At 66.5% G+C, this 25,803-nt stretch carries 25 protein-coding genes; 11 read left to right on the top strand and 14 right to left on the bottom strand.

What is annotated here, in order from left to right; all coding sequences use genetic code 11:
• Positions 1-13 precede the first annotated feature (13 nt).
• Positions 14-1,054 (bottom strand): ATP-grasp domain-containing protein, encoded by a 1,041-nt coding sequence (locus E1J61_RS27815; protein WP_133097151.1) that lies wholly within the window; start codon positions 1,052-1,054, stop codon positions 14-16.
• A 309-nt stretch (positions 1,055-1,363) separates the two neighbouring features.
• Entirely contained in the window at positions 1,364-2,020 is a 657-nt protein-coding gene (locus tag E1J61_RS27810) for a sugar transferase (RefSeq protein WP_133097150.1), read from the bottom strand.
• Positions 2,021-2,368: 348 nt separating this feature from the next.
• Here E1J61_RS27810 and E1J61_RS27805 point away from each other — a divergent pair, with 348 nt between their 5' ends.
• Positions 2,369-3,703 (top strand): NAD(P)-binding domain-containing protein, encoded by a 1,335-nt coding sequence (locus tag E1J61_RS27805; protein WP_133097149.1) that lies wholly within the window; start codon positions 2,369-2,371, stop codon positions 3,701-3,703.
• 350 nt (positions 3,704-4,053) lie between these two features.
• Here E1J61_RS27805 and E1J61_RS27800 read toward each other — a convergent pair whose 3' ends face one another.
• A complete protein-coding gene (locus E1J61_RS27800; protein WP_133097148.1) occupies positions 4,054-6,069 on the bottom strand; it encodes a nucleoside-diphosphate sugar epimerase/dehydratase in 2,016 nt (671 codons plus the stop codon).
• Between the two features lie 475 nt (positions 6,070-6,544).
• On the opposite strand from E1J61_RS27800, the gene E1J61_RS27795 reads away from it, so the two are divergent.
• Positions 6,545-7,798, top strand: coding sequence for a DegT/DnrJ/EryC1/StrS aminotransferase family protein (locus E1J61_RS27795; protein WP_133097147.1), 1,254 nt, complete (start codon positions 6,545-6,547; stop codon positions 7,796-7,798).
• 127 nt (positions 7,799-7,925) lie between these two features.
• On the top strand, positions 7,926-8,960 hold the full coding sequence (locus E1J61_RS27790) for a GNAT family N-acetyltransferase (protein ID WP_133097146.1): 1,035 nt from the start codon (positions 7,926-7,928) through the stop codon (positions 8,958-8,960).
• Positions 8,961-9,016: 56 nt separating this feature from the next.
• Here E1J61_RS27790 and E1J61_RS27785 read toward each other — a convergent pair whose 3' ends face one another.
• The 4 genes from E1J61_RS27785 to E1J61_RS38690 form a co-directional block, all read right to left on the bottom strand.
• Positions 9,017-9,949, bottom strand: a complete 933-nt coding sequence (locus E1J61_RS27785; protein ID WP_133097145.1) for a glycosyltransferase family 2 protein — start codon at positions 9,947-9,949, stop codon at positions 9,017-9,019.
• 75 nt (positions 9,950-10,024) lie between these two features.
• The gene (locus E1J61_RS27780; protein ID WP_133097144.1) at positions 10,025-10,978 is read right to left on the bottom strand and encodes a LuxR C-terminal-related transcriptional regulator; all 954 of its coding nucleotides are present in this window, start codon (positions 10,976-10,978) and stop codon (positions 10,025-10,027) included.
• A 702-nt stretch (positions 10,979-11,680) separates the two neighbouring features.
• On the bottom strand, positions 11,681-11,995 hold the full coding sequence (locus E1J61_RS27775) for a YXWGXW repeat-containing protein (RefSeq protein ID WP_133097143.1): 315 nt from the start codon (positions 11,993-11,995) through the stop codon (positions 11,681-11,683).
• A gap of 81 nt (positions 11,996-12,076) precedes the next feature.
• Complete coding sequence (locus E1J61_RS38690; RefSeq protein ID WP_255519748.1) at positions 12,077-12,202, bottom strand: hypothetical protein; 126 nt, start codon at positions 12,200-12,202, stop codon at positions 12,077-12,079.
• A gap of 589 nt (positions 12,203-12,791) precedes the next feature.
• Between E1J61_RS38690 and E1J61_RS37525 the strand changes: the two genes are divergently transcribed.
• Positions 12,792-12,929: a hypothetical protein gene (locus tag E1J61_RS37525; RefSeq protein ID WP_165971554.1), complete on the top strand. Its 138-nt coding sequence runs from the start codon at positions 12,792-12,794 to the stop codon at positions 12,927-12,929.
• 65 nt (positions 12,930-12,994) lie between these two features.
• Entirely contained in the window at positions 12,995-13,438 is a 444-nt protein-coding gene (gene cynS / locus E1J61_RS27770; protein ID WP_133097142.1) for a cyanase, read from the top strand.
• Here cynS and E1J61_RS27765 read toward each other — a convergent pair.
• Both E1J61_RS27765 and E1J61_RS27760 read right to left on the bottom strand, forming a co-directional pair.
• The gene (locus E1J61_RS27765) at positions 13,432-14,751 is read right to left on the bottom strand and encodes a cyanate transporter (RefSeq protein ID WP_240745751.1); all 1,320 of its coding nucleotides are present in this window, start codon (positions 14,749-14,751) and stop codon (positions 13,432-13,434) included. The genes cynS and E1J61_RS27765 overlap by 7 nt on opposite strands.
• A gap of 10 nt (positions 14,752-14,761) precedes the next feature.
• Positions 14,762-15,229 carry a nucleoside deaminase gene (locus E1J61_RS27760; RefSeq protein ID WP_133097140.1) on the bottom strand — a complete coding sequence of 156 codons (468 nt, stop codon included), beginning with the start codon at positions 15,227-15,229 and terminating at the stop codon, positions 14,762-14,764.
• A 150-nt stretch (positions 15,230-15,379) separates the two neighbouring features.
• On the opposite strand from E1J61_RS27760, the gene E1J61_RS27755 reads away from it, so the two are divergent.
• Entirely contained in the window at positions 15,380-16,270 is an 891-nt protein-coding gene (locus E1J61_RS27755; RefSeq protein WP_133097139.1) for a LysR family transcriptional regulator, read from the top strand.
• A gap of 8 nt (positions 16,271-16,278) precedes the next feature.
• On the opposite strand, the gene E1J61_RS27750 is transcribed toward E1J61_RS27755, so the two are convergent.
• Positions 16,279-16,458, bottom strand: coding sequence for a hypothetical protein (locus tag E1J61_RS27750; protein WP_133097138.1), 180 nt, complete (start codon positions 16,456-16,458; stop codon positions 16,279-16,281).
• Positions 16,459-16,725: 267 nt separating this feature from the next.
• On the opposite strand from E1J61_RS27750, the gene E1J61_RS27745 reads away from it, so the two are divergent.
• Complete coding sequence (locus E1J61_RS27745) at positions 16,726-17,421, top strand: phosphoribosyltransferase (protein ID WP_133097137.1); 696 nt, start codon at positions 16,726-16,728, stop codon at positions 17,419-17,421.
• Positions 17,422-17,455: 34 nt separating this feature from the next.
• Here E1J61_RS27745 and E1J61_RS27740 read toward each other — a convergent pair whose 3' ends face one another.
• The 4 genes from E1J61_RS27740 to E1J61_RS27725 all read right to left on the bottom strand — a co-directional run bounded on the left by E1J61_RS27740 (position 17,456) and on the right by E1J61_RS27725 (position 21,314).
• Positions 17,456-18,013 (bottom strand): 3-isopropylmalate dehydratase, encoded by a 558-nt coding sequence (locus E1J61_RS27740; RefSeq protein WP_133097136.1) that lies wholly within the window; start codon positions 18,011-18,013, stop codon positions 17,456-17,458.
• Positions 18,014-18,075: 62 nt separating this feature from the next.
• Positions 18,076-19,395 (bottom strand): aconitase/3-isopropylmalate dehydratase large subunit family protein, encoded by a 1,320-nt coding sequence (locus tag E1J61_RS27735; RefSeq protein WP_133097135.1) that lies wholly within the window; start codon positions 19,393-19,395, stop codon positions 18,076-18,078.
• The gene (locus E1J61_RS27730) at positions 19,392-20,441 is read right to left on the bottom strand and encodes a tripartite tricarboxylate transporter substrate binding protein (protein WP_133097134.1); all 1,050 of its coding nucleotides are present in this window, start codon (positions 20,439-20,441) and stop codon (positions 19,392-19,394) included. The genes E1J61_RS27735 and E1J61_RS27730 overlap by 4 nt, the downstream gene beginning before the upstream one ends.
• Before the next feature lie 90 nt (positions 20,442-20,531).
• Positions 20,532-21,314: a GntR family transcriptional regulator gene (locus E1J61_RS27725; protein WP_133097133.1), complete on the bottom strand. Its 783-nt coding sequence runs from the start codon at positions 21,312-21,314 to the stop codon at positions 20,532-20,534.
• Between the two features lie 710 nt (positions 21,315-22,024).
• On the opposite strand from E1J61_RS27725, the gene E1J61_RS27720 reads away from it, so the two are divergent.
• The 4 genes from E1J61_RS27720 to E1J61_RS27705 all read left to right on the top strand — a co-directional run bounded on the left by E1J61_RS27720 (position 22,025) and on the right by E1J61_RS27705 (position 25,728).
• Positions 22,025-23,530 carry a hypothetical protein gene (locus E1J61_RS27720; protein ID WP_133097132.1) on the top strand — a complete coding sequence of 502 codons (1,506 nt, stop codon included), beginning with the start codon at positions 22,025-22,027 and terminating at the stop codon, positions 23,528-23,530.
• Positions 23,531-23,718: 188 nt separating this feature from the next.
• The gene (locus tag E1J61_RS27715) at positions 23,719-24,153 is read left to right on the top strand and encodes a hypothetical protein (RefSeq protein WP_133097131.1); all 435 of its coding nucleotides are present in this window, start codon (positions 23,719-23,721) and stop codon (positions 24,151-24,153) included.
• Entirely contained in the window at positions 24,153-24,851 is a 699-nt protein-coding gene (locus E1J61_RS27710; RefSeq protein ID WP_133097130.1) for a C39 family peptidase, read from the top strand. Before E1J61_RS27715 ends, E1J61_RS27710 begins: the two co-directional genes overlap by 1 nt.
• Before the next feature lie 10 nt (positions 24,852-24,861).
• Positions 24,862-25,728: a flagellin gene (locus E1J61_RS27705; RefSeq protein WP_133097129.1), complete on the top strand. Its 867-nt coding sequence runs from the start codon at positions 24,862-24,864 to the stop codon at positions 25,726-25,728.
• The last annotated feature ends 75 nt before the right edge of the window (positions 25,729-25,803 follow it).

The raw sequence follows: 25,803 nt of genomic DNA, 5'->3' as shown, positions 1-25,803 counted from the left end.
TCCTTCCATGCCGTTAGCCGGCTGATGCTTCCATGGCAACATGCTGCTCCGCCAGTTCGCCGACACTGGCCAGGTAGGCGCACTTGAACAGTTCGATGCCGGCCTGATAGCGGACTTCCTGGCCGTGCTGCCCGCGCACGCAATTCAGCAGCACTCTTACCAGGTTGGCTCCCGCCAGATGGGTAAAGGGGTAGCCGCCTCCAAATCTTGGATTCAGCTCCAGGAGATACTGGCGCCCTTCGCGCTCGATCACATCGCAGTCGACATTGCCGATATGTCCCAATGCATTGCCGATGCGCGTGGCGATGTCCTCGAAAGGCTCGCTTTCGACAGTGATCGCGCGATCGGTCTCTCCCGCGCGCATCGACAGCTTCTTGCGCACGGCAAATCCGACCGGCCTCGCTTCAAGGTCGTTGAAGATATCGAGTCCGTACTCCTGGCCCGAGATCAATTCCTGGACCAGCACCGCTGCATCTGGCTGTCCCAGCCTGGCAAAAGCCGATTTCCGCCACATCCGCTGGCAGTAGGCATAGGCGAAGCGAAGCTCGTCAAGGTTCTCGACGAACAATATGCCAAAACCTGCGCTGCCCCAGCGGGGTTTGACCACCAGTGGGAAAATTTCCGTTCCCGCCGAAATCGCATCTTCGGCACTCTCCAGCGTGGCATAGCTGCGCGGCGTGGATACTCCGATTGATTCGGCAAACTGCCCAGTCAGGAACTTGTCCGCGCACAGATTCACCACCTCTGTCGAGGAGATCACCGGTATCGTTCCGATCTCGCGAAACCGTTGTGCGTTCGCGGCAAGGAGCGGAAGTTCCAGGTCATTCAGGGACAGGATGGCTGAGACCCGATGCACGCTGCACAGGTTGAGCAGGAAGTCGATGTAGTCATCCGCATAAAGGCCGGGCGCCGAAAAAAACCTGTCGCACGCGCTCGCAGCCGGCGCGCCGCCATTCATGTCCACTCCAAGCACCAGGCCGGCGCCATTCAGCTCCGACTTGAAATACTCCGCCAGGTAGCGCCTTCTACCTATGCACGTCAGCAGAACGTTCATGTTCACCCCAATGCCATTCCAGTCACAATGACCCTGTCGTAGCCCAGCAGGCCCCGTCATGCAGGCCTTCGGCCGTTTTCGTTGGAATAGTGCCTGTATACCGGCATTTTGTTTTCTGCTGCCTTGAGTCGTGGCTTGCCGACCGCGCGGAAGCCTGCTGCGCCCGATGCCCACGCTCAATGTCTGACATATGTCATCTAATCAGAATGGCCTGCCCGAAAGCAGCGCGATACGTGCGCAAGTTCACGAAGTGGCGACACGCCTCTTGTACCGCGAGCGGGAATGTGACATTCAGCACGAGAAGAGTCATCATGCGATGTGAATCGGAACGTCTTCGTTCGCAGCGGGCCGGGGCACGCTCGCCGCATGCTGAACACCGGGACTGCCTGTGAACGTCGGTACCTCGATGTCCCCTGCTGCGTTAATGCCCTGGCGGCCGACAACGGTGCCTACCGTGCGCAAGAGGATCTTCAGATCCAGCCAGAAAGAGTGGTGGTCCACGTACCAGGTGTCCAGGCGAAATTTCTCTTCCCAGGTCAGGGTGTTCCGCCCGTTCACCTGTGCCCACCCGGATATGCCGGGACGGACCAGAAGGCGGCGAGCCTGGTCGGGTGAGTAACACGGCAAATACTTCATTGGCAGCGGGCGTGGGCCAATGACACTCATGTCCCCCAGCAGGACGCACCAGAACTGGGGTAGCTCATCGAGGCTGGCGCGGCGCAGAAATCTGCCGAACGGCGTGAGCCTGTCGTTGTCCGGCAGGAGATTGCCATCCGGACCTCGCTCATCCGTCATGGTTCGGAACTTCACAACCCGAAATGGCCTGCCGTCCAGGCCGGCCCGCGTCGGTCGAAACAGCACCGGACTGCCTAGCTTCCAGCGCACGGCACCCGCCAGGAGCAGCAGCGGTATTGCCAGCACAAGCAATGCCATGGAGGCGAACACAATGTCAAACAAGCGCTTCATGATCGATCCGTCCAGTCTGTCACGCAGAGGAGTTCATTGCCGCCGTCCGACGGATTCCGAATTTCCGCTCTGAGTCTTATCTCACCAAAATCGGCTCGTTGTGTGAAGCAGCAAATGTGGCCGAGGCCACGTTCTGCCGCGCCACTGGTCATGCCAAAGTCGGGGCGCCGCTGTGATCGAAAAGGAGTGTGCGGGTCCGTACCGATGCACCGGAGGGCAGGTTTCAGACTGCCGTAATCTGGCTGGGCGCGTGATCGAAGCAACCGACGACGGCTGCATGGCGCGCAATGCTGCTCCGGAAGGCGCGGCTTCGCAACCGCCAGGAAAACTCAAAAGGGAAGAGCAATAATGTTCTCATCCACGGATACGGTTATTGTCGGGGCCGGCCCCTATGGTCTGTCGGTTTCGGCCTATCTGAGCAAGGCCGGCGTGCCCAATCAGATTCTCGGGGAACCAATGCATGCCTGGAGAAATTTCATGCCGCCGGGGATGCTCTTGCGCTCGGAACCGTTTGCCTCGAATCTCTACGCGCCGTGGAAAGGCTATACGCTGGAAGAATATTGCCGTCGTAATCGCGTCGCGTACCGACAGGTCGGATTGCGCGTGCCGCTGGAACTCTTCGTGGACTATGGGCTGTGGTTTCAGTCGCGACTGGTCAGTCATGTGCGTCCGGTGGAAGTTGTCGACATGCACCGCAAGGAGGGGCTCTACCGGCTGCTTCTGAGCGATGGCAGCGCCATGGCGGCGCGGCGCGTGGTAGTCGCCCTGGGCCTGAAAGGATTCGCGCAGGTGCCCCCGGCACTGCAGGCCATGCCGAAGCCTTACGTGGTCCACTCCGGCGAGTTCGGAAGCCTGGCTTGGGCGAAAGGCAAGAGTATCGTTGTTGTCGGCGGGGGCCAGTCGGCAATCGGGCTGGCTGCGCTTTTTGGCGAACTCGGAGCTCGGGTTCGGCTGCTTGTGCGCGGCGAGATCAATTGGGGCAGGGAGCCGCGTGTCTCCGGCGGTGGTGTCACAAGGCTGCTCCGAGGGCGCGTCGGCCTGGGACGTGGTTGGGATTCCAATAGTCCAAGTGTGCTTTTGATGTCCTTCCTGTTGTCCGAGCACCCCGCCTTCTTCCACATGATGGATCTCCAGCGCCGCCAGAGGTTGCTCGACACGGGTTGGGCACCGTCTGGCGCGTGGTGGCTGCGCGATCGCGTGGAGGGCAAGGTTGATATCCGGACCCAGAGCGAAATCAGGGATGCCGAACTCAGGGACGGTCAGGTAGTCCTGCAGGTCTCGAGCGCGAATAATGTGTCCCGAATCAGTGCCGATCATGTTGTTCTGGCCACAGGGTTCAAGATTGATATGGCCAGGCATTCCTTCCTCTCCCAGGAGCTTCAGGATTCGCTCTCACTCGTTTGCGGCGCGCCAAGCCTGACGCGCAATTTCGAAACCAATCTACGCGACCTGTACGTGGTTGGACCCGCGGCTGCGCTGAGCTTCGGGCCCGCACTGCGTTTCGTCTATGGTGCGAAGTATGCGGCGCCACACCTGGCACGGCACATTCTCGGGCGCTTCAAGGAGGACGGGGATCATCGTGTGCAGCCGTCGGCCCGAGAACCGGAACTGGACCAGGAACACAGTGGAAGCCGTTTGCATGGGCAAACCATGCTTCATGTCTCCGACAACAAGGCGAAATAGCGTCGGAATCCCTGGCTTTGTCCATCGGGCGCCGTACTGGATCTTCGACAGTGCGGCGAACAGTGTCGTGGCGTCATGACGGATGATGTCAGGCACGTCGCAAGCCAACGATGCCGCGTGCGTTCTCCACGAAGCACGGATAGCCGCAGGCAGGCTTGACGGCTGGCGCGTGCGCTCTGCACGCACCAGACCCGCGCAGCACCACCCTGCCTGACGCTCGGAACGCTCGGAAATGCATGGCCCTCGGACCAGGCGCGCGCTCAGCTGTGCCGAGCCACACGGGGCCGTGCAGGACCTGGCTCGGCAATTGGGTTACTGCGTTGCTGTCACGGGCACCTGGCCGGCCGCCTTCAGCCAGCCTCGCTCGGATTGGACAATGTTGGGGGCTGCAGGTCCACGCCGACTTCCGGGGACGGGTTCCGGCGCGATGTAACGCCGCGCAACGGCGGCGGTGCGGGTGCCAGCACCTTGCGGGCGGGCGAATCCAGGGAGCTGTAGGGGGTGTACTCGGAAACCAGGCTCTGTACGGCGATCTGGATCTCCAGCTCGTCGCGGGTGTCGCAGGCTGCGAGCAGGCGCTGGAGCTTCGCCTGCAACTCTGCGGCTTCGAGAAACGGTTCGTTCGAGCACATGATGCGCTCGTGACCGCTGGCCGTCACCTCGCCGCCGATCAAAAGCTCTTCAAAAAGCTTCTCGCCCGGGCGCAGCCCTACGACTTTGATCTCGATGTCGCCGGCAGGGTTCTTGCGCGTCTTTTCCACCAACCCGGACATCTCGATCATTGTGCGGGCAAGGTCGATGATGCGGACCGGCTTGCCCATGTCGAGCACGAACACTTCGCCACCTTTGGCCATCGCGCCGGCCTGTATTACCAGCTGTGCCGCTTCGGGGATCAGCATGAAGAAGCGAATGACATCCGGATGCGTAATTGTGATGGGCCCGCCCGCGCGGATCTGCTTGCGGAACAGCGGCACCACCGACCCGGATGAGCCCAATACATTACCAAAGCGCACCATCGAGAACGTAGTTCTCGTATTGGGGCGGGCGGCGGCAGCCTGGAAAACGAGTTCTGCAATCCGCTTGCTTGCGCCCATGACATTGGTAGGGCGGACCGCCTTGTCGGTGGAAACCAGCACGCAGGTCTGAACGCCGAAATGATCCGCCAGGTCGGCGACGGTCTGGGAACCCAACACATTGTTGCGAATGCCCTCCGGCATGTTCACTTCGACCAGCGGCACATGCTTGTAAGCCGCGGCGTGATAGATGGTGTCGACCTGCTGACCGCGCAGTGCCGCGGACATTGCGGTGGAATCGCAGACGGAGCCGATCCGGGCATCGATCTGCAGTTCAGGATAGCGCTGCCGCAGCTCCTCTGCGATCGCGTAGAGGGCATATTCGGAGTGGTCGAACAGGATCAGTCGCTGCGGTCCCTGCGTGGCGATCTGACGGCATAGCTCCCTGCCGATGGAACCACCCGCGCCGGTGACCATTACCGTCTTGCGTAGCGTGCACTTGGCGAACAGGTCTTCACGTGGGGGGACGATGTCGCGGCCCAGCAAGTCTTCCACGCTGATGTCACGGATGGACTGCACGGTGATCTGCCGGTCGACCAGTTCGAGCAGGGTGGGCACTGTGCGCACGCTGACCGCATAGTGGTGCAACTTCTCCACAAGCTGGCGGCGGCGTTCTATGGGCAGGGTCGGCGCGGCCAGCACGACTTCATTGATCGCGTACTTCTGGATCTGCGCGCGCATCTGGTTGCTGTGATGGACGGGGAGGTCGGCAAAGATCTTGCCCTCGAGCGCGAAGTCGTCATCAAAGAAGCAGACCGCCTTGTGACGCAGGCTGGATCGCATGGCGATGGCGAGCTGGAAGCCCGCCTCGCCGGCTCCAAATATTGCCACGCGCAGAGGCGCTGGCTCGGCCTGCACCTGCCGGGACTGGAGCGAGCGCATCAGCAATGCACGCGCGACAAAGCGGGAGATTACGACATAGGAGAAAGCGATGAACCAGTAGATCAGCAGGCCGGTGCGAGGCAGCCGGTCGAGGTGCACCAGGAACGACAGCGCATAGGTGATCCCGATGATGCAGGCCAGGCTGGTGCCAGTCGTCCAAAGGACTTTCAGGTCGAAATACCTCACGACGGTCCGATACAGGCCGCTGAGCGAGAACACGGGAATCGTGCAGGCCGCAATGATCAGCGGCGGTGTGATGCCGTACTGGGCCAGCAACTCGAAATTGCCGACGCGCAGGAACAAAGCGAAAGCAAAGCACAGCGGCAGCGCAAGCAGGTCAGCCGATATCATGAGCGCGACCTTGCGGCGTCGGGGCAGCGCAATCAGCCAGCGCGAAAATAGTCTGGTCATTTGCCGGAACCTCCATGCACCGCAGGGTGCAGGGACCTGGTGGCGACCAGGCTGCGACAAGGATGCCCTACTGGCGGAACGAACAAGAATGGCTGCACACGGTTTTGCATTGTCTTGAGGCTTCTTCTGTCAATGGCTTCCGATTTGCCCGTTGGCCCGTCCGTTGGCCCGTCCGTTGGCCCGTCCGTCAGCCCGTCAGCCCGTCAGCATGACTGGGTGCTTCGGCACCACTCCAGACTGAAGCAATTATTGTTGCTGGCGCTTCTCTTGCAACACCGCAACGTGGGCTTGCGTACGCAATGGGCGCCGGCGCGCGCCCTCACCATGGCGCCTCATCTGAGTGTCCTAGTCCACATGGTGGCCTTCACGTGCCAATGCAAGTCTGGTTAGATGATGGCATTCCAGCGGGTGCTTAGTTGACACCTGGCCTGCGCGGCAGTACCCGCTCCGACTTCCATTGCTGAGGTGGACGACCATGCTGGATACCAGCTTTTCTCCCTGGCCAAGTTTCACCGCCGACGAGGCGGCTGCCGTCCAGAAGGTGCTGTTGTCTAATCGTGTGAACTACTGGACAGGCTCCGAATGCCGGGAGTTCGAGGAGGAATTTGCCAGTTGGGTGGGGACGCCGCATGCAATTGCGCTGGGAAACGGGACGCTTGCGCTCGATGTCGCGCTGAAGGCGCTAGGCATTGGCCCAGGCGACGAGGTCGTGGTCACGCCACGCACGTTTATCGCCAGCATTTCATGCGTGGTGAATGCGGGTGCAACGCCAGTCTTTGCCGATGTCGAGCTTGCGAGTGGCAATCTTTCCGCAGCGACGATCGGCAAGGTGCTGACGCCAAGGACACGAGCCATCATCTGCGTGCACCTGGCCGGCATACCCTGCGACATGGACCCGATCATGGCGTTGGCGCGCGAGCATGGCATCAAGGTGATCGAGGATTGCGCGCAGGCACATGGCGCGCGCTACAAAGGGCGCTCGGTTGGCGCAATTGGGGATGTGGGCGCCTGGTCCTTTTGCCAGGACAAGATCATGACCACCGGCGGCGAGGGCGGGATGGTGACGACCAGCGCAAGAGACCTCTGGCTGCGCATGTGGTCGTACAAGGACCATGGCAAGAACTGGGATGCGGTCTATGGGCGCCAGCATCCCCCGGGATTCAGGTGGTTGCATGAGTCCTTCGGTACCAACTGGCGCATGCTGGAAATGCAGGCGGTGATCGGGCGCATACAGCTTGCGCGCATGAAGCAATGGACGGCGCAGCGCGCTGCCAATGCAGAGGTCATTGCCGGCGCGCTTCGGCAATGCGCTGCAGTCTGGCTGCCCGCCTGCCCACCTGATGCCCGGCCTGCGTGGTACAAGTTTTATGCATTCGTCCACCCGGAGTTGCTCAGGGAAGGCTGGAGCCGTGACCGCATCGTTGCCGAGATCCAGGCAGCTGGGGTGCCCTGCTATGTGGGCGGCTGCTCGGAGGCTTATCTCGAGAAGGCGTTCGATGACACTGGCTGGCGTCCGCCGTGTCGGTTGCCCAATGCCAGATTGCTGGGTGAATGCAGCCTGATGCTGCTGGTACATCCCACCCTGACCGAGGCCGAGATTGCCCTGGCTGCGCGGGTGGTGCGCGAGGTAGTCCTTCGTGCAACCCTGCCGACGGGAGCAAGGCAGGACGTGGAAGGCGTGGCGATGCACGATGCGACTCGGGATTGCGCCGGCGCCATGCAGCGATGATGCACCGGCCAACGCTGATCCGGCTGGACACCGTGGGGTCCCTTCGTGCTGGTGCGCCAGGTTTTTTTCGCGTGGGAGGACAAACTGTGCAGACCGGCAGGCAGCCTGAACCGCAACCTGTGACGTCATGAAGATCCAGCTGCTCGCTCCATCAGACACCGCCTGGGGTGAGGTGCTGCGGCGCCGCTGTCACGACTGCTACCACATGCCCGGCTGGGCGCGTGCGGCGGAGTTCGGCGACCGTGGCAGCGCAGGGGCGCTATATGCCCGCGACGGTGAGGCCGAGTTGCTGCTGCCGCTGGTAAGGCGCGCCATTGGCTGTGGGGAGTGGGATGCCGTCTCGCCCTACGGCTACGGCGGGCCGCTCCTGAGCGAGGGCGCCGGGCAGGACTTTGCCGATGCCGCACTGCGCAAGGCTATCGCCATCTTGCGCGCCGATGGCTGCGTGTCCTGGTTCATCCGTTTGCATCCGCTCCTCAATTCAAGCTGGAACAGCGCAGTCGGCGAGGTGGTGGATCAAGGCCCTACGGTCACGATTGACCTGACCAAGAGCGAGGCCGCGCACTGGCGCGACACCGCGCATGGTCACCGCAGCGATATCAACCGGGCCATGCGCGCCGGTATCACTGTGCGCATCGACGAGTCCTTTGGCGCACTGGGCAGCTTCCTCGCAATGTACAACGCGTCGATGCGGCGGCTGGGGGCACCGGCATTCTATTACTTTGATGAGCGCTACTACCACACACTGCGCCATGAACTCGGTGACCTGCTGAAGCTGTTCGTCGCCGAGGAGGCTGGCATGCCCATCGCCGCAGCGCTGCTTACCGTGGCGCCGTCGTCGGGCATCTTGCAGGGGCACTTGTATGGCGCCGACGATCGCGCCCTGAATCGCCAGCCGCTGAAACTGCTCATTCACGCGCAGCGGCAATGGGGCCGCGAGCACGGATATCGCGTGCTGAACCTGGGCGGGGGGCGTGGGAGCAACGGGGAGCAGGATTCGTTGCTTCGCTTCAAGCGAGGCTTCTCGCCTGACACCCGGATGTTCCGCACCCAGCGCCTGATTGTCGATCCCAAGCGCTACGCCGCGTTGTGCGGCGGTGGCAAGGCTGGCGAGCAGGAGTTGGCGGACCTGCGCGGATACTTTCCGGCGTACCGGCGCTAGTTTGATCCCGGAGTGGGACGCAGAAACGGGTACGCTGCCACCCTGCGCGGCGCCACTCAGGCCATGGATCCCGGCAGGCTTGTCCCGGCTGCTGCGCCGCGCGCCTGCGGCTGCCGGTCGGCGCGCAGCAGCGCCCACAATTTCCGTGTCGTGTCCCACGCCGGCACCGCGCCATGCCAGCCTGCCTGGCGCACATTGCGCGCCAGCATATGTGGCAGCGCCACCGCCAGGAACAGCGCCGCCCTGACCGGACGGTGCTGGCTGCGCCCGTGGCGGCGGTAGGTCACGTACAGGCGCGACGCCGCGCTGGCCGGCTCGGTGTCCTCGTCATGGCCGACGGAGACCATGTACTGATTGACCGCGCTTGGTACCAGCGCGATGCGGTGGCCGAACTCGTACACCGCGCGGCTGGCGAACTCGCAGTCCTCGTAGCCTGCCGCGAGCTGCTCGCAGAAGCGGATATGGTCGAACAACTCGCGCGGGAACACGGTGCTGTGGAGCACCACTGAGCACAGCCGCTCGCCATGGCTGTAGTCCAGAGACGGGTAGCCCAGAAAGGCTGCCTTGCGCGGCTTGCCGCGCTGTCCCTGGCACATGTCCGTACCCGTCACGATCAGCGGTGTGGCGCAGCCCGATGCCGTGCGGTGCATGTAGTCGTCAGCCAGGCAGTCGGCCATCTGCTGCAGGAAGGTTGGCCCCAGCCGCGTGCGGTCGTCCAGGAACAGCACGTGCGAACCGGTGGCAACGGGCAATATACGGTTGCGGTTTGCGGCCCTGGTGCGGCGCGGACCTTCCAGATAGGTGATGTCCGGATAGTCGCGGCGCATCATTTCGCGCGTGTCGTAGCCGTGACTGTCGTCCGTGACGATCAGCTGATGCGGCGGCATGGTGGAATCGGCTACCGATTGCAGCGTGTGCCGCAGGCCTTCAGGTTGGTCGCACGTGGCGACACACACCGAAAAGGTCGGCATGAAAGTGCGTGCCGGCATGTTTGACCCCCTGTGATCCACAGATCCAGGCACTGCGCCGGCCCGTCTTGCGCGGGTACGGCGCAGCGTCTGGTGTTACAGCGCCGTGCTGGTGGCCTGGAATGCGGCGTCGCCACCACGGGATGCGGCTAGCGGGCGCGCGCTGCTGTCGCGCGAAAAACGTTCGTCGCCGCTGACCCACTCCAGCGTCGCGCCGCGCTGCAGGGCGGCGTAGACCGCCTCGCCCTTGTTGCGCACCTTGAGCCGCTGGTACAGCGTGCAGGCGTGGCTTTTCACCGTGGCCACCGAGATATTCAGCATGCGGCTGACCGTCTTGATCGGATAGCCGCGTGCCAGCAGCACCAGCACTTCATACTGGCGCGGCGTGATCTTGAGCATTTCCGCTTCGCCGTAACTCGGTTCTTCCTCGCCGATCGGCATGGCGCCGGCGGCGTCTGGCGCGGGCAACGGCTGGCCGGGCCTCAGGTCGGTCAGGTCGCGCACCGCCACGGTAGCGCGCGGCGTGCTGCGCTGCGCGCTGGCGCATGAGGCGAGCGAAAGCGATTCGGTGGGCAGGTTCGCCGGCAAGGGCAGCGGCGCGGCCGAGGCGAGCGATTGCACCGCCGGCATGGCCGAGCGCGAGGCGGAAGGCGTGGTCCCGGTTTCGGCCGAGAACAGCAGGCCCTGCACGCCGGAGATGGCCAGGCGGATGGCCGCCTCGATCACCGCCAGCGAAGCGGTCTTCGGCAGGCAGCCGCACACGCCGCGGGCGCTTTCCGGATTGGGCACGTGCAAGGGCAGTACGTCGGCCAGGATCAGCACGCGCTGCGGCTGCAGCACGGCCTGCGCCTGTTCGAGTTGTGCCCAGCCCGGACCGGATTCGGCGGGCATGCCAAACACGAGCAGGTCTGCATGGTGGTGCCGGCTATCCAGCCTGGCGATGTCCGCGGGCGCGATGGCTGCCACCTGGGCGGATTCCTGGATGTTCTCGAGCATCTGCAACAGCCCGAGCCGGAGCAGCGGATGCTCCTCGATCAGCAACGCGTTCATCGACTTCACTCCCCGTTTGCTCGGGAGCGGACTGCGGGGCGCTTTGCGTATGGAGGGCAGTGCAGGACGTCAGCCACCATTGGTGCCTGACCGCGTGTGTGACCCCCATGCTTCCATGCCCCGGCAGTTCCGTTCTTCTGGATGGAACTTGTCGATGGCTGGATGGTTGACCCGAACCCGAACCCGAAAGATTCTCGCTCCTAAATCGGCTTAAATTCATCTTATGGGCTGGTTGAGTGGATTGCAAGCGAGCGGATTTGGGACGAGGCAGGGTGGGAATGACAGACGCGTCATAATCCTTTAAGAATTCACCCAAATGCGCCATGCCAGGTTCCGCAAACGCCGCGCTGGTGCCGGGTCCGGGCAGTTTCACCGATGTGACAACCGAAATTAAATTGGTTGCAGCGTTGAAACAGATCGCATTATCCAAAGCCCTCGTGAGAGGGATTGGTAACCCCATCGTGGGGTGTACGGAATATATCGCCCATGCAGGTGGCGCAATAATGAAACGGCAGCTTGATACGGGGCTTCGTAATATATCTGCACGATTAATGACGCGCTCGGGCGCATGGCCTAGTGCTTCTGGATGAGGAGTGGCTACACCCTCGGCATGAGACCTGGGAAGGCTGCTGCACCGGTCTGCACCCGGCTTGCCACCAACTGCATCAGACAAGGTGGCAAGCCGGTTTCAGGCCTTGTCAGTCAGCGGGTCCAGTAGCCGGGGCGCATCACCCAGCCGTTCGGTCCGCGCACCCAGCGGTCGGGCACGAAGCGGTGGCCCGGGCGTTGCGCCTGCCAGTAGCCGGGGCGCCAGTCGTAGCTGCCGCGAGCGCCGACCCAGTGGCCGGGCACCCAGACCTGGCCGCGGCGCGCGGCGGGATGCGGCTCATAGCGCGGCGGCGGCGGATGGCCATAGCCGTGGGCGACGGCCGTGGGATGGGCTTCGGCGGGCGCGATGAGTCCGAAGGCACCGCCCGTGGCGAGGACGGCTGCTGCAAGCATGAGCTGGCGTTTCATGGAATGGCTCCTTGTGGGCGGTGGTGGTCAGGCAATCAGGCAAGCGATCATCAATCTCAATCCGGGGATCAATCCAGGGGATCAATACCGGTCGTAGTGATGGTGGTAGCGGGGCGGCGGGCCGCCCCGCGGCGGCACGACGATGCAGGCGGAAAGCAGTGCGGCCGTGGTCGACAGCAGCACGACCAGGGAAAGGGCTCGTTTCATTTCTGGGCTCCTGGCGGGATCGCGTTGGACACGGCTTCAATGTAGCGACCGGCCCCCTCGCTGCGTGCTTGCACTTGTAAGGCTGTCTCACATGGGGCTTAATCGCGCGAGATCGGGCGCGATCGGGCGCGCGCTGCCTGGCGATGCCTACGGAGCCTTGTACGGCAAGGCGCGCCGCACGCCGGAGCGGCACCGCGGATGGGTGCGGCCAGCCCTCGGGTGGCGTAATGTGACGTTACATCGGAAATAAACCTAGCAAGCAAGCGCGTGCGTCGGGAGGCCGCCAGCGTGTCGGCCGGGCGGCCGGCGCACTGCCACTTCTGACGCAGAAACGGGTACGGCCGGCGCCGATGCCGAAGCCTTGCCTGCAGTCCTTGCCGGGACCGGGACGGTGCAGCATGCTTCAACATGGCTCGCGCTGCGTGCCGGGCTGGCTCGTCACGGTGCGCGCGGGATGCCAGTACGGCCGCTCCGGGGCATTGCGCCAATGGCATGAAGCTTGCGCGTGGCGGAGTGCCAGACGGAGTGCCAGACGGAACCCGGTCGGGCCAGGAAGTGGAATCTGCCACGTGTGCTTGAAGGAGGCGCCATGCCAATCATGCTCATCGTGCTTGCCTTGCAGTTTTTGCAGGGGCTGTCGCCACCCGCCGCTGCGCTGTTTGCGCTGCCGCAGGAGCTGGAGACGCCGGATGCCACGGCCACGGTCGAAACCGCGCTGACTCGCTGAACCTGCCGCCAATGGGCGGTGGCGCTCCGCATGGCTTCCATCCACGCCATAGCCATGGAGGCAGCATGAACCGAAGCGACGTCACCGATCTCATCATCGAAGCCAAGGTCAGGCGCGGCATTACCTGGGCGCAGGTTGCCGAGCGTGTCGGCCGCAGCAAGGAATGGACGACGGCCGCGTGCCTCGGCCAGATGACGTTCGACGAGGCCGGAGCGCGCGCGGTGGCGGAGATCTTCGGGCTGCCGCCCGAGGCCGAGGCCTGGCTGCGCGAGGTGCCGTACAAGGGCTCGCTGCCAACGGCGGTGCCGACCGATCCGTTGATCTATCGCTTCTACGAGCTGGTCAGCGTGTACGGCACCACCTTCAAGGCACTGATCCACGAGGAGTTCGGCGACGGCATCATGAGCGCGATCGATTTCCGCATGGACCTGCAGCGCGAACCCGACCCCAACGGGGATCGGGTGCGCATCGAGATGTCGGGCAAGTTCCTGCCCTACAAGACCTATTGAGGGCTTACGGGCTTGTCGTCGATTGTCGTCGACGGCCTGGCCGCCGGCGCCGGCGCGGCGTAGGCCGCGCCAAAGCTGGCCGGGTTCAGGCGCAGCGTCAGCACGCCCACCAGCGCGGCGCAGCCGAGGTGGTACCACCAGCCCGCGGCAAAGCCGCCGGTATGGGCTTGCAGCATCGCGGTCAGCCACGGCGCCAGTGCCGCCAGCAGGAAGCCGCCGCCCTGCATTAGCGCGCTCAGCGCGCCGGCGCTGTCCGGGTCGGGCAGGTGGTCCAGCGCCACCACCAGGTACAGCGCAAAGCAGCCGCCCAGCCCGGCGCCGCCGATCACGGCCCATGCGTACGGCGCTGCGTCGGGCCAGAGCGCGAGCCCGGCAAAGCCGGTCACCTGCATCGCCAGCGCCAGCAACATCCACGCGCGCCGGTCGACGCGCCGTGCCGCCAGCGCCGGCAGCAGCAGCGCCGCGCCGGCCTGCGCCACCGCCATCAGCGCCACCAGCGCGCCGCTGGCGGGTGCGCTCCAGCCGTGGCCCTGGTAGAACGGCGCCAGCCAGGCCACCAGCGAGGCATAGCCGCCATTCATCACGCCAAAGCATCCCATCAGCAACCACGTGCGCGGCCGGCGCAGCAGGGTTCGCGTAATGGCTGCGGACTGGCCCGCGGACTGGCTGCGCGCCGCCGCGTGGTCCGGCAGCCGGTCGTTGCGATGCGCGCGCGGCAGCGCCACCCAGGCCAGCGCGAGAGCGGCCAGCGCCGGCAGCGCCCACAGCGCCAGCGCCTCGCGCCAGCTGCCGGACAGCGCCGTCACGTAGGGAGAAAGTTGCGCGCCCAGCGCGCCGCCGCCCATCAGCGCGGCCGAGTACAGTCCCATCACCGGGGCCACGCGGCCGGGGAATTCCTGCTTGACCAGTCCCGGGCAGGCTGCCTGCACCACGGCCACGCCCAGCCCGCACAGCGCCGCCGAGGCGATCAGCCAGCCGGCGTCGGTCACGCCGAGGCGCAGCGCGCAGCCCGCGCCCAGCAGCGCCAGCGCGCCCAGCACCGCGTTGCGCGCGCCCAGGCGGGCGCGCAGCGCGGGGCCGAAGAACGCGCCCACGCCCATCAGCAGCATCGGCAGCAAGGTCAGCCAGGCCATGCCCTGGTACGTGAGCCCGGTGCCGGAGCGGATCGACGGCGCGAGCGGCCCCACCGCGGTCAGGAACGGCCGCAGGTTCAGGCCGATGCCTGCCACGGCGGCCAGCACCAGCCAGCGCGCCGGGGCCCTGCCGCCGCGCGCGCACGCCGCGGCGCCGGCTAGGTCGGGCGCCTGTGCCATGTCCGCCATGTCAGCCGCGCGGAGCGTGCGGCGCGCGCGGGCCGTAGAGCTGGGCGGCGGACAGGTCTACCGGCAAGCGCGTCAGCGGCAGCGGGGGCGGATCCAGCGGCAGGCGCAGCGCCTGGTAGGCGGCCTCGCTGGACAAGCCGAAGGGCGCGGTATCGTTGTTGTCGAAGGCGTAGTAGACCGCCTGCACCCCGGCCATGGTCATCGCCGCCAGGCACATCGGGCAGGGATGGCCGCTGGCGTAGACCACGCTGCCGCGCAGGTCCGGACGGCCCAGCTTGCGCGCCGCGGCCCGCACCGCTTCCATTTCGGCGTGGGTGGTCGGGTCGTGGCTGTGCACGATGTCATTCACGCCGGTGGCAACGGCCTGGCCGTCGATGGCCAGCACGGCACCGAACGGACGACCGCCGCGTTTGCGATTGGCCGCGGCAAGGCGCACGGCCTCTCGCATGAATTCCTGGTGAGTGGTCATGGTTTGCGCAGGGATCCCGAAAAGTGAGTCCACGCTCGCAAGTCTTGCGGCATGGCAGGTGGCAGGCTGCACACTGTACGCGGGGGCTTGGTGATTGGGAAATTAAATGATGAAATCGCCGGCAGTGGAAAACCCAATGGAAAGCCGGCCATGCAGGACCCCCGACTCGATCCCGTGCTGTTGCAGAGTTTTGTCGCCGTGGCGGAAAGCGGCAGCTTTACCCGCGCAGCGCAGCGCGTGCACCTGACCCAGTCGACCGTCAGCCAGCAGGTGCGGCGGCTTGAAGACCAGCTCGGCTGCGTGCTGCTGGACCGCGGCGGGCGCTACGTGGTGACGACGCCGGAGGGGGAGCGGCTGCTGGGCTACGCGCGCCGCCTGCAGCAGCTGATGGCCGAGGCGGTCGGGCAGTTGCGCCAGAGCGCCGGCCAGGGCGAGATCCGCATCGGCGTGCCCGAGGATTTTGCCGCGCGGCCGCTGACGCCGGTGCTGGCCGGGTTTGCCGACGACTGGCCCGGGGTGCGCCTGGAAGTGACCAGCGGCATGAGCCACGAGCTGTGGCAGCGCTTCCAGGACCGCGAGCTAGACCTGGTGCTGGTCAAGCAGCGCGTGGCGCAGGCGCCGGGCATGGCGAGCTGGCCCGAGCCGCTGTGCTGGATCGACAGCCGCAGCCGCCCGGCGGTGGCGCGCGATCCGGTGCCGCTGGTGGCCTTTCCCGCCGGCGGGCTGTACCGCGGCGAGATGACGCACGCGCTCGACGCCGGCGGGCGGCGCTGGCGCATCGCCTTTGTCAGCGCGAGCCTGGCCAGCATACTGGCCGCCGTGGCGGACGGGCTCGGCATCACGCTGCTGCCGCGGCGGCTGGCCACGGCGCATCACGAGGTGCTGGATGGCGGCGGCTGGCCGGCGGCGGTGCCGGACGTCGAGCTGAGCCTGCACGCGCAGCCGGACCTGCCGGCCCCGGCGCGCGACATGGCCGCGCGCCTGGCCGCCCTGTGCGAGCGTGTCATGAGTTCCGGCGCGGCGGCGCCGGACGCCGGCTAGCGCAAGCGTCAGCCGAAGTATTCGTTGTAGTAGCGGGTGCAGGTGCCGGACGGCCGGAAGGTGTACGGCAGTTCGGCCAGCGCGGCGGCTTCGAGCGAGCCGAAGGGGATGTCGGGCGCGTTCAGGCTGGCGGCTTCAGTGGTGTCGGATTGCTGGGCGGGATGCTGGGCGTGGGCTTGCGAAGTCATTTTTGCGGTACGTCGAAGGCCGGACGGGCCGGCGATTGGCAACGCATCCATCCTAATGCGCCCGGGCCTCGCGATCAGCCCCCCTGCGTTGAACACACTGTTGCGCAATCGCGTCCAATCGCGGTGCCTTGTGAGACGTTGGCGGCGGATTAATGCAACTCGCCGGTTGCGCCGACGCCTTCCGCGGCAAGGTCTATATTGGCCGTGGGGCACCATCGTGCGGTGCTCCGGCCGGGAACCTGCCGGCCAGCCAACCGGGAGCGCGCAATGTCAGTCCCACCGTGCTTTGCCGATCGCCGCGAAGCCGGCCATTACCTTGGCCGCCGCCTGGCGGAGCTGGGCTTCGGCGCCGACAAGCTCGACCAGCCCGCACTGGTGCTGGCGCTGCCGCGCGGCGGCGTGCCGGTCGCCTTCGAGGTGGCGCGCGCGCTCGGTGCGCAGCTCGACGTGCTGCTGGTGCGCAAGATCGGCGCCACCGGCTACCCGGAGCTGGCGCTGGGCGCCGTGGTCGAGGGCGATGCCGCCGGCGGCGGGCCGCATACGGTGGTGAACGACGATCCCTGGGCGCGCCGAGCGGTGGAAAGCGGCAGCTTCGATGCCGAACGCGGGCGCCAGCTCGACGAGATCGCCAGGCGCCAGCAGCGCTATCGCGGCGGCGCGCCGGTGCTGGCGCGGGCCGGGCGTACCGTGATCGTGGTCGATGACGGCGTCGCCACCGGCGCGACCATGCGTGCCGCATTGGAAGGCGTGCGCATGGCGGGCGCCGCGCGGGTGATCGCGGCCACGCCGGTCGGCGCGCAGGAAGGGCTGGCCAGCCTGGAGGCGGCTGCCGACGAGGTGATCTGCCTGAATACGCCGCCCAACTTCGGCGCGGTTGGCTCTTTCTACCTGGATTTCACGCAGACCAGCGACGACGAGGCGCTCGGGCTGCTGCGCCAGGCCACCCCCACGCGCGCGGGCTGACGCGCCAGCGCCAGCGTCCGCGTCAGCGTCAGTATCAGGCCCGGGCGGCCAGGCGCCGCTTCAGGTGCGGAACCAACCCCCCGGCGCCGAGGATTTCGCGCAGGAAGCCAGGGATCGGCTCGCACGCCACCGTGCTGCCGTCGTCCAGGCGCAGCAGCGCCGTCTCCAGGTCCAGTGCCACCCGGGCGCCGTCGGCCAGCCGGGCGGCCTCCGCGCACACCAGCACCGGCAGTCCCAGGTTGATCGCGTTGCGGTAGAACAGCCCGCCGAACGACTGCGCCACCACCGCGCCCACACCCAGCTCGCGCAGCGCCTGCGGCGCTTGCTCGCGCGAGGAGCCGATGCCAAAGTTGGCGCCCGCTACCAGCACATCGCCCGGCCGCACGCTGCCTGGAAACTCGGGGCGCAGCGAGGCCAGGCAGTGCCGCGCCAGCACGGGCAGCGGCGATTTCATCAGCACGGCGGGAGCCATGGCATCGGTGTCGACGTTGTCGCCGAAACGCCAGATGCGGCCGGCCGGCGTTGGGGCCGTGGTTTGGGCCGCGGTTTGGGCCAGTGTGGGGGCCGGTGTGGGGGCGGTAAGGGCAGTCATGCAAGAGGTCAGGCCCGCCTGCGCGGGGCACGTGGTCAGGCCGCGTCGCTATGTCTATGTCTTTATGGCAGCAAGGTGCGCGGGTCGGTAATGCGGCCGGTGACAGCGCTGGCGGCCACGGTCATCGGCGAGCCCAGCCACACCGCGCTGCCGGCATCGCCCATGCGGCCGGAAAAATTGCGGGCGGTCGAGGCAATGGCGCTGCTGCCGGCCGGGAAGCGTGCGGCGCCATAGCCCGCGCAGGCGCCGCAGGCGTTGGGCAGCAGGCTGGCGCCGGCCTCGGCCAGGATGGCGAGCGTGCCTTCGCGTTCGGCCTGCTGCTGGTCGCGGCGCGAGGCGGCGGCCACCTGCAGCTTGACGCCCGGCGCGACCCTGCGTCCGCGCAACACGCGCGCGGCCATGCGCAGGTCTTCCAGCTTGGCGCCGGTGCAGGCGCCGAGGTAGGCGATCTGCACCGGCTCGCCGGCGGCCTGGTCGACCGGCGCGCTGTTGGCCGGCGAATGCGGCGCGGCCACCTGCGGCGCCAGCGCCGCGGCGTCGAAGCGGTGGTGCGCCAGCACCGGCGCCTGCGCGTCGGTGCGCCAGTGCGCCAGGTCGATCTGCGCCAGCACCTGCGCCGGCACGCCGGCCTGTGCCAGCCAGTCCAGCGTGACCGCATCGGGGGCGACCAGGCCGGTCTGCGCGCCCAGTTCGGCGCTCATGTTGGCCAGCGTCATGCGCTCCTGCATCGGCAGCGCGGCAACGGCGCTGCCGGTGTACTCGATCGCTTCGTAGCGTCCGCCGCCCAGGCCGAGCGTGGCGCACAGGAACAGGTTGATGTCCTTGGCGCAGACCCCGGCTGCGAGTACGCCGTCCCATTCCAGCCGGATCGTGTGCGGCACGCGCAGCCAGATCTCGCCGGTGGCCAGCACGCCGGCCATCTCGGTGGCGCCCACGCCGAACATATAGGCGCCGAACGCCCCGCCGGTCGGGCTGTGGCTGTCGCCGCCGACGATCAGGCGGCCCGGCAGCACGTGCCCGCGTTCGGGCAGCACCACGTGGCAGATGCCTTCGGCATCGATCAGCTCGGCGCCGGCCTGGCGCGTCCAGTCGCGGGTGAAGCGCAGGATCGATTCGGCCTGGGCATCGCCGCCCGGCACGAAGTGATCGGTCACCACGACATAGCGCGACGGGTCCCACACGCTCACGCCGAGCTCGTGCAGCAGCGGCGCAACCCGGCGCGGGCCGCTGGAGTCGTGCGACATCGCCAGGTCGACCCGGCAGATCGCCACCGTGCCGATCTCGGCATAGTCCAGTCCGGCGGCGCGGGCGACCAGCTTCTGGGCCAGCGTCGCCGGCCTGGCCACCGCCTCCGCGCAAGGGGAGTCCGCAGGCACGCTCATTCCGGCGATGCTCCCGAATACTTGACCACCGATGCCCAGCGCTTGACGTCCTGCTTGACGAAGGCAGCAAATGCCTCGGGCGCCATGCCCACCGGCTGCGCACCGTCGTTTTCCAGGCGCTTGCGCACCGAGGGCGACTCCAGCCCCTTGCGCGCCGCCTGGTAGAGCGCCTGTGTGAGCTCCGCAGGCATGCCGGCCGGGCCGAACAGGCCGAACCACGCGCTTGACTCGAAACCCTTGACGGTTGCGCCGATCGGCGCCGCGCCCGGGAACTGGGGCATCGGCGCCGGGCTGGTCACGCCCAGCACCTTGAGCTTGCCCGCGCGCACGTGCGGCAGCACGTTGATCGTGCTGGCGAACATCAGGTCGCACTGTCCGGCCAGCACGTCGGTAAGCGCCGGCGCGGTGCCCTTGTACGGGATGTTGACGATATAGGTGCCGGTCATCATCTTGAACATGTCGCCGGCCATGTGCAGCGACGAGCCGACCGAACCGATGGCGAAGTTCAGCTTGCCCGGCTCGGCGCGCGCCAGCCGGATCAGCTCGGGCACGTTGTTGGCCGGCAGCTTCGGCGTGGCCACCAGCACGCTGGGCACGGTGGCGACCAGTGTGACCGGCGTGAAATCCTGCACGGGGTCGAAGGGCAGCTTCTTGTACAGCGTGGCGTTGATGGTGTGGCTGGTGAAGCTCATCAGCAGCGTGCTGCCGTCCGGCGCGCTCTTGGCGACCAGATCGGCGGCGATATTGCCGCCTGCGCCGGGCCGGTTCTCGACCACCACGGACTGCTCCAGCAGCTGCGACATCTCCTGGGCGATGGTGCGCGCCAGCGTGTCGGTGGTGCCGCCGGCGGGGGCGCCCACCAGGATCCGGATCGGCTTGCCGCCAGCGACCTGGCCCTGCCCCTGGGCAGCGGCGCCAGGCGGCAGGATCAGCCCGCAGGCGGCCAGGGCGGCCAGGCCGGAAACGCGGCGCAGCGCGGTGCGGCGCGCGGACACAGGCGGAGACTGACGGGTCGGGCTGGACGAAACCAGGCGGAACACTGGCATGACGACTCCTCGCTAGATGTGATCGGGAGTGCGCAGTATCGCCCGACTCGGGTGCCCGCGCATCCTTTGGCTTGCGGCGCGCGGGCAGGCTCAGTCGCGCAGGCCGGGGCGGGTCTCGCTTTCCACCCAGACGTTGGCGCTGTCCACGCCGGCGGGCGACAGTTCCATGCGGTATTCGTAGCGGTCGGGACGGTACTGCCCCAGCAGCAGCTGCACCGGGCGCCCGCCCTGGTCCTTCACCACCCGGCGCACCGCCAGCAGCGCGCCGCCCACCGGCACGTCCAGCAGCGGCGCCACCACCACGTCTGCCAGGCGTGCCGACAGTACCTGGCTGGCACGGCCCAGCTTGACTCCGCCGGCCTCGAGCAGGCGCAGCACCGGGGTTTCCTCGAGCGCCTTGCGCGAGATCGGGCGGCCCAGGTCCGCGGGCAGGTAGACGGTGATATGCGACAGCGGCCGGTTGCGGTAGTGGCGCACGCGCACGATCTTGATCACCGGGTCGCCCGGCTGGAGCTGCAGCGACTCGGCCACGTCGGGCGTGGCGTGGACTTCGTCGATCGAGATCACCTTCACCGACGTTTTCTGGCCCATGTCGATGATGTTGTCGAGCAGGCTCGCACCGCGTTCCTCGGTGGCCGACGCGGGACGCACGGGGTGCGGGTTGACGAAGGTGCCGAGCCCACGATGGCGCCGCACCAGGCCTTCCTGCACCAGCCGGTCGAACACGCGGCGCATGGTCACGCGCGAGGCGTGGAACTGCTTGGCCAGGTCGATCTCTCCCGGCAGGGGACCCTGGCCGAAGCGTCCTTCGACGATCTGCTGGCGCAGTACCACGTAAATCTGGTGATACAGGGGAACGACGGCTTCACTCATGGTTTCCCTTGTGGAGAGATAACAAGTCTGTAATGCCTCTAATGTACTTTAAATCAGACATAGAGCCTAGCACGGACAGCGGCTGAGGCGCTTCGGATACAACGTGTGCGCGCGCCGCTTCAGCATGACATCCGCATCGCGCCAAGCCAGTGGCCGATCACACGGCGGCGCTCGTGCGCGTGCCGGTGGCGCCCCGCCGGGGCCAGGCGAAGGGCTTCCTGAGGAACGCACCGATGACCGGAATCTGGCGGCGAAAAACGGACATCGCCGCAATGTGAGGCAGCCCACATGGGAGACGACGGCGGCACCTCGGGAATCGTGTTTCAGGGCCGATACGTGGCATGGCGCATCGGGCAACTCCCAAGGCGATCAGTAAGCCATTGAAATCTAATTAATTTTTTTGGAGGGGTGGCGAAGCCCCTGAGCCGCCTTGGGGGGCGCTGTCACACCGGTGTGACATGTCGTTTGGCGTGCACAGCAGGCGGGACCCCATTGATGGCGCAAGCGGCTAGAAAGTTCCCCGGCTGGCACCGGGCAGGCCTTGTATTACAAGGGTTTGCCGCCTCACGTGGCGAACCTGGCACCGATTATGCGCTAGGGGTGGTCGGTTTGGCAGTTGCCGGACCTGAACCTCCAGCCGTCGTTCCGGACGTGAGCGCCGGCCGGAGGCTGAGCCGCAGTGACACTGTGAATACTCCTGGGAGCTAGGAATGAAAAAGACCTTACTGGCGTCGGCAATTGCCATGGCATTTGCGGGGCAGGCATGGGCCAATCCGATCAACCTCAATGATGGTGTAAGCGGAGGGGGGGACAACAACCAAACGGCAACGGCAACCTCGGCCCAAAGCGGCGCCGGCGCATCGGCAAATGAGTTCTCGAAGGCCATCCAGAAGAACGACAACAGCACCGACAACAGTACTGACACGCGGACCACCACGGTCACGAAGACGAAGAGCAAGACCAATTCCGACAACCGCCTGAAGGCTTCGGCTGACGGCATCGGGACTGCGGCGGCTGTTGGCGGCGCCGCATCGTCCAGCATCGCCAGTTCGTTCAACAAGACCACGGCAATCGCGCTCAGCAAGCTGAATGGCACCGTGAGCGGCAACAACATCTATGGCATTGGCAACGTTGCCACGAACACCGGTAGTGCCAACGGCGGCACCGGCTACGGTGGCAAGGGCGGCACGGGCGGCGCCGGCGGCACTGGCCAAGGTGGTTCGGGCGGCGACGGCGCCGTCGGTGCAGTGGGCGGTAGCGCCACCGCAACCAATGGCAGCGCCACGGCTGGTTGGGCCAAGGCAGGCTCGGCCAAGGCAGGCGATGGCGGCGACGGCGGACGTGCCTCCAACTGGGGTGCCAATGGCGGCGACGGCTATGGCAAGGGCGGCAGCGCGCTTAGCGCGGCAGGCGCTGCGGGCGCCAGCGGTGGCGATGGCTTTGGCAAGGGTGGCGGTGCTCTGAGCGCTTCGCTCGGTGCAGGCGGCCGTGGCGGCAGCGCCGGTGCGATCGGCGGTGATGCCCTGGGGGCCAGCGGAGCCCTTGGCGGTCTGGCCGGCGCAGCCGGCGGCTCTGGCGGCTCGGGCGGCAGTGCTAACGGTGCGGGTACCGACACGGGCGGTGCAGGCGCTGCGGGTGGCACCGCAGCCGCGGCCGGGACCAACACGGCTGGCGCAGGCTCTGGCACGGGCGGCGGAGCGGGTGCTACCGGTGGCGCAGGCGGTTCCGGAAGCTCCGGCGCGACGGCGACCGGTGGTGCGGGCAGCGGCTCCGGCGGCGCCGGCGGCACGAACACCGCGGGCTCGTCGTCAACTGGCGGCGCTGGCTCGGGCACTGGCGGTGCCGGTGGCACGCAGACGGCTTCCGGCGGCGGCGGTGGCGCTGGTGGTGCGGCATCTGCAGGCAGCGCCAGCACCTCGGCCTCGAACGGCAGCGCTACCACGGGTAGCGGCGGCGCCGGCGGCTCAGGTGGCGCTGGCGGTGCAGGCACCGGCGGTACCGGTGGCGTTGGCGGTGTCGGCAACGGCGGCGCTGGTGGCGCTGGCGGCGCTGGCGGATACGTCGTCGTCACCACAGGCGACTTCAACATGTCCAACCTGATGACCAGCGTCGGTCAGTCCGCGGCGGGCATCATGATGGCGAGCCAGAACAGCGGCGCCGCCTCGCTGACGCAGATGAGCGTGAACGTGCAGGCCAACGTCAACGCTGGCCCCTGATACACGCAGACTCGGCCCTGCCTGAGCTTCTTGCGAGGGCGGGCCGGCACTTCGCGATGCCATGTCGGCAGGACCGGCGCCCGCATCCTGTGTGCGGGCGCACGGGTCCTGTCGCGTCCACGCAAGCCTATATGCCTTAGTGCCGCCCGGGACAGGGTACGTGCACGAGGCCTGGGGAGGATGACACCATGCAATCGGTCCGCATTGCCGTCAGTGCGTTTGCGACGGTCCTACTTGCTTGTCCTGCACTTAAGGCAAGTGCAGAGCCGCCAGGGCTGGATGAGGCCATGGCAGCCGCACGCAGTGTTGCAAGCATCCCTCAGGAGACTGTTGCTCACACGCAACCTGCAGCCCCAGCCGATACCACATTGTTCGGCGCGGTGGCGAAAGCTGTACCTGTGACTAAACTAGACGATATCCGCGGTGGTTCGGAGGTCACTGTCAACGACATGCGCTTGCACGGCACCGTGGCTGACAACGCGGCAGTCAATGTGTTGTCCGGTGCGAACAATATTGCGGACGGCGCGTTCGCGAACGCCTCTGGAATTCCTACGGCAATCCAGAATTCCGGCTCCAACGTGCTGATCCAGAACGCCACGATCCTCAACGTCCAGTTCAAATAATGAAGCTGCTGCGCAACCTGTTGGCGTCTGTACCGTTCGTGCTGGCCACGGGGGCCATTCCGTGCGCCAATGCCGCGGATGTCTATCTCTACGGGCCGGTCGGCGAACCCTACAGCGTCAGGGTCACCAGTGTTCGCGAAGCGCGCTTCAAATCCACGATCCGCCAGCAATACGATTTCAGTTGCGGCTCTGCCGCGGTGGCCACGCTGCTGACCTACCAGTACGGCCATCCGATGAACGAGGCCACGGTGTTCCAGACCATGTACCTCAACGGTGACCAGGCAAAGATCCGCGCCGAGGGGTTCTCGCTGCTGGACATGAAACGTTTCCTGGCAGCGCTGGGCTACGAGGCGGACGGCTATGAGCTGCCGCTGTCCAAGCTCGAGGAAACGCAGATCCCGGCCATCGTGCTGATCGTGGAAAACGGCTACCACCATTTCGTGGTGGTCAAGGGTGTCAAAGGCAACCGCGTGCTGGTCGGTGATCCGGCCCGCGGAACACGTGCCATGTCACGCGAGCACTTCGAGAAAGTATGGGAAAGCCAGCTGTTGTTCGTGATCCACAACCGCACGGACAACGCGCGCTTCAACCTGGCCGCGGACTGGCGCCTGGCGCCCAGCGGCCCTTACTGGATGGGAGTCAACCGGGATAGCCTGTTCTTCACCGTCATGCCCAAGCATGGCGTTGGCGATTTCTGAGGAATGCATCATGTTGCAGACTTCCCTCCCGACCCCAGCAGCGCCTCGCACCGCCACGTCGGCGGCCGCGATGCTGCTTGGTGCGGGCCTGGCCTGTGCCGGCGTGGCACATGCCAGTTCGCTACCCCAGCCCGACAGCCTCGACCCGTCGGCGCTGCCGTCGCAGGCCGCTTTTGCCGGCGACCGGGACCCTACACCCGTGGCTGCCGCGCGCGGCAGCATGGCCGGCTGGAAACCGGTCGCACATGACAAGCTTGACGAGATGCGGGGCGGCTTCGAGATGTCGGGCCTGCAGGTTTCGTTCGGTATCGAACGCGCTGTGTACATCAACGGGGCCCTGGTCGTCGCAACCAGCATTAACATCCCGGACGTCGGACGCATCACCGCGGACCAGGCGGCGCGCCTGGCGACGACGCTGGGCCCCGCCATCATTGCTTCCACCAACGCCGCGGTCGATAGCGCGCTGGCGGGCGTCACGGCCGGCGCTCAGGGTGGCGCGAACGGGTCCGCCGGTAGTGCGAGTGCCGGCGCCGCAGGGGCTTCCTCGGCGACGTCGGCTGCGGCCAACGGCGGCAGCGCCAGTGCCAGCGGCGCCGCGGGCGCGGCCGGCCTGCCCGCTGCCGTGGTGTCGACCGGCACGGGCCGGGTGGTGACCAACGGCTTGCTGAACGTGATCCAGAACGGCCCTGGCAACTCGGCCGCGGTGGCGGCGCTGGCCGGCACGCCCACCACGGTGATTCAGAACAGCATGGACAACCAGAGCATCCGGAGCCTGATGACAATCGACGCAAGCGTGAATACGCTGCAGGCCTTCCGGTCGCAATTGGCCAACGCGACGCTGCAGGATGCGTTGATGCGGGCCGCCAGCATGAGGTAATCGTAGCGAAGCAGCAGGCACTACAGGTTGCGGGCTCCTGACAACAGCCCGCCCGTCCCGGGGGAGGAAGACGTG

Origin of the sequence: Cupriavidus sp. L7L (assembly GCF_004353535.1) — a bacterium.
Classification (GTDB): domain Bacteria; phylum Pseudomonadota; class Gammaproteobacteria; order Burkholderiales; family Burkholderiaceae; genus Cupriavidus; species Cupriavidus oxalaticus_A.
The sequence above is the reverse complement of the archived record's forward strand: the minus strand, read 5'-3'. Positions and strand labels throughout refer to the sequence as shown.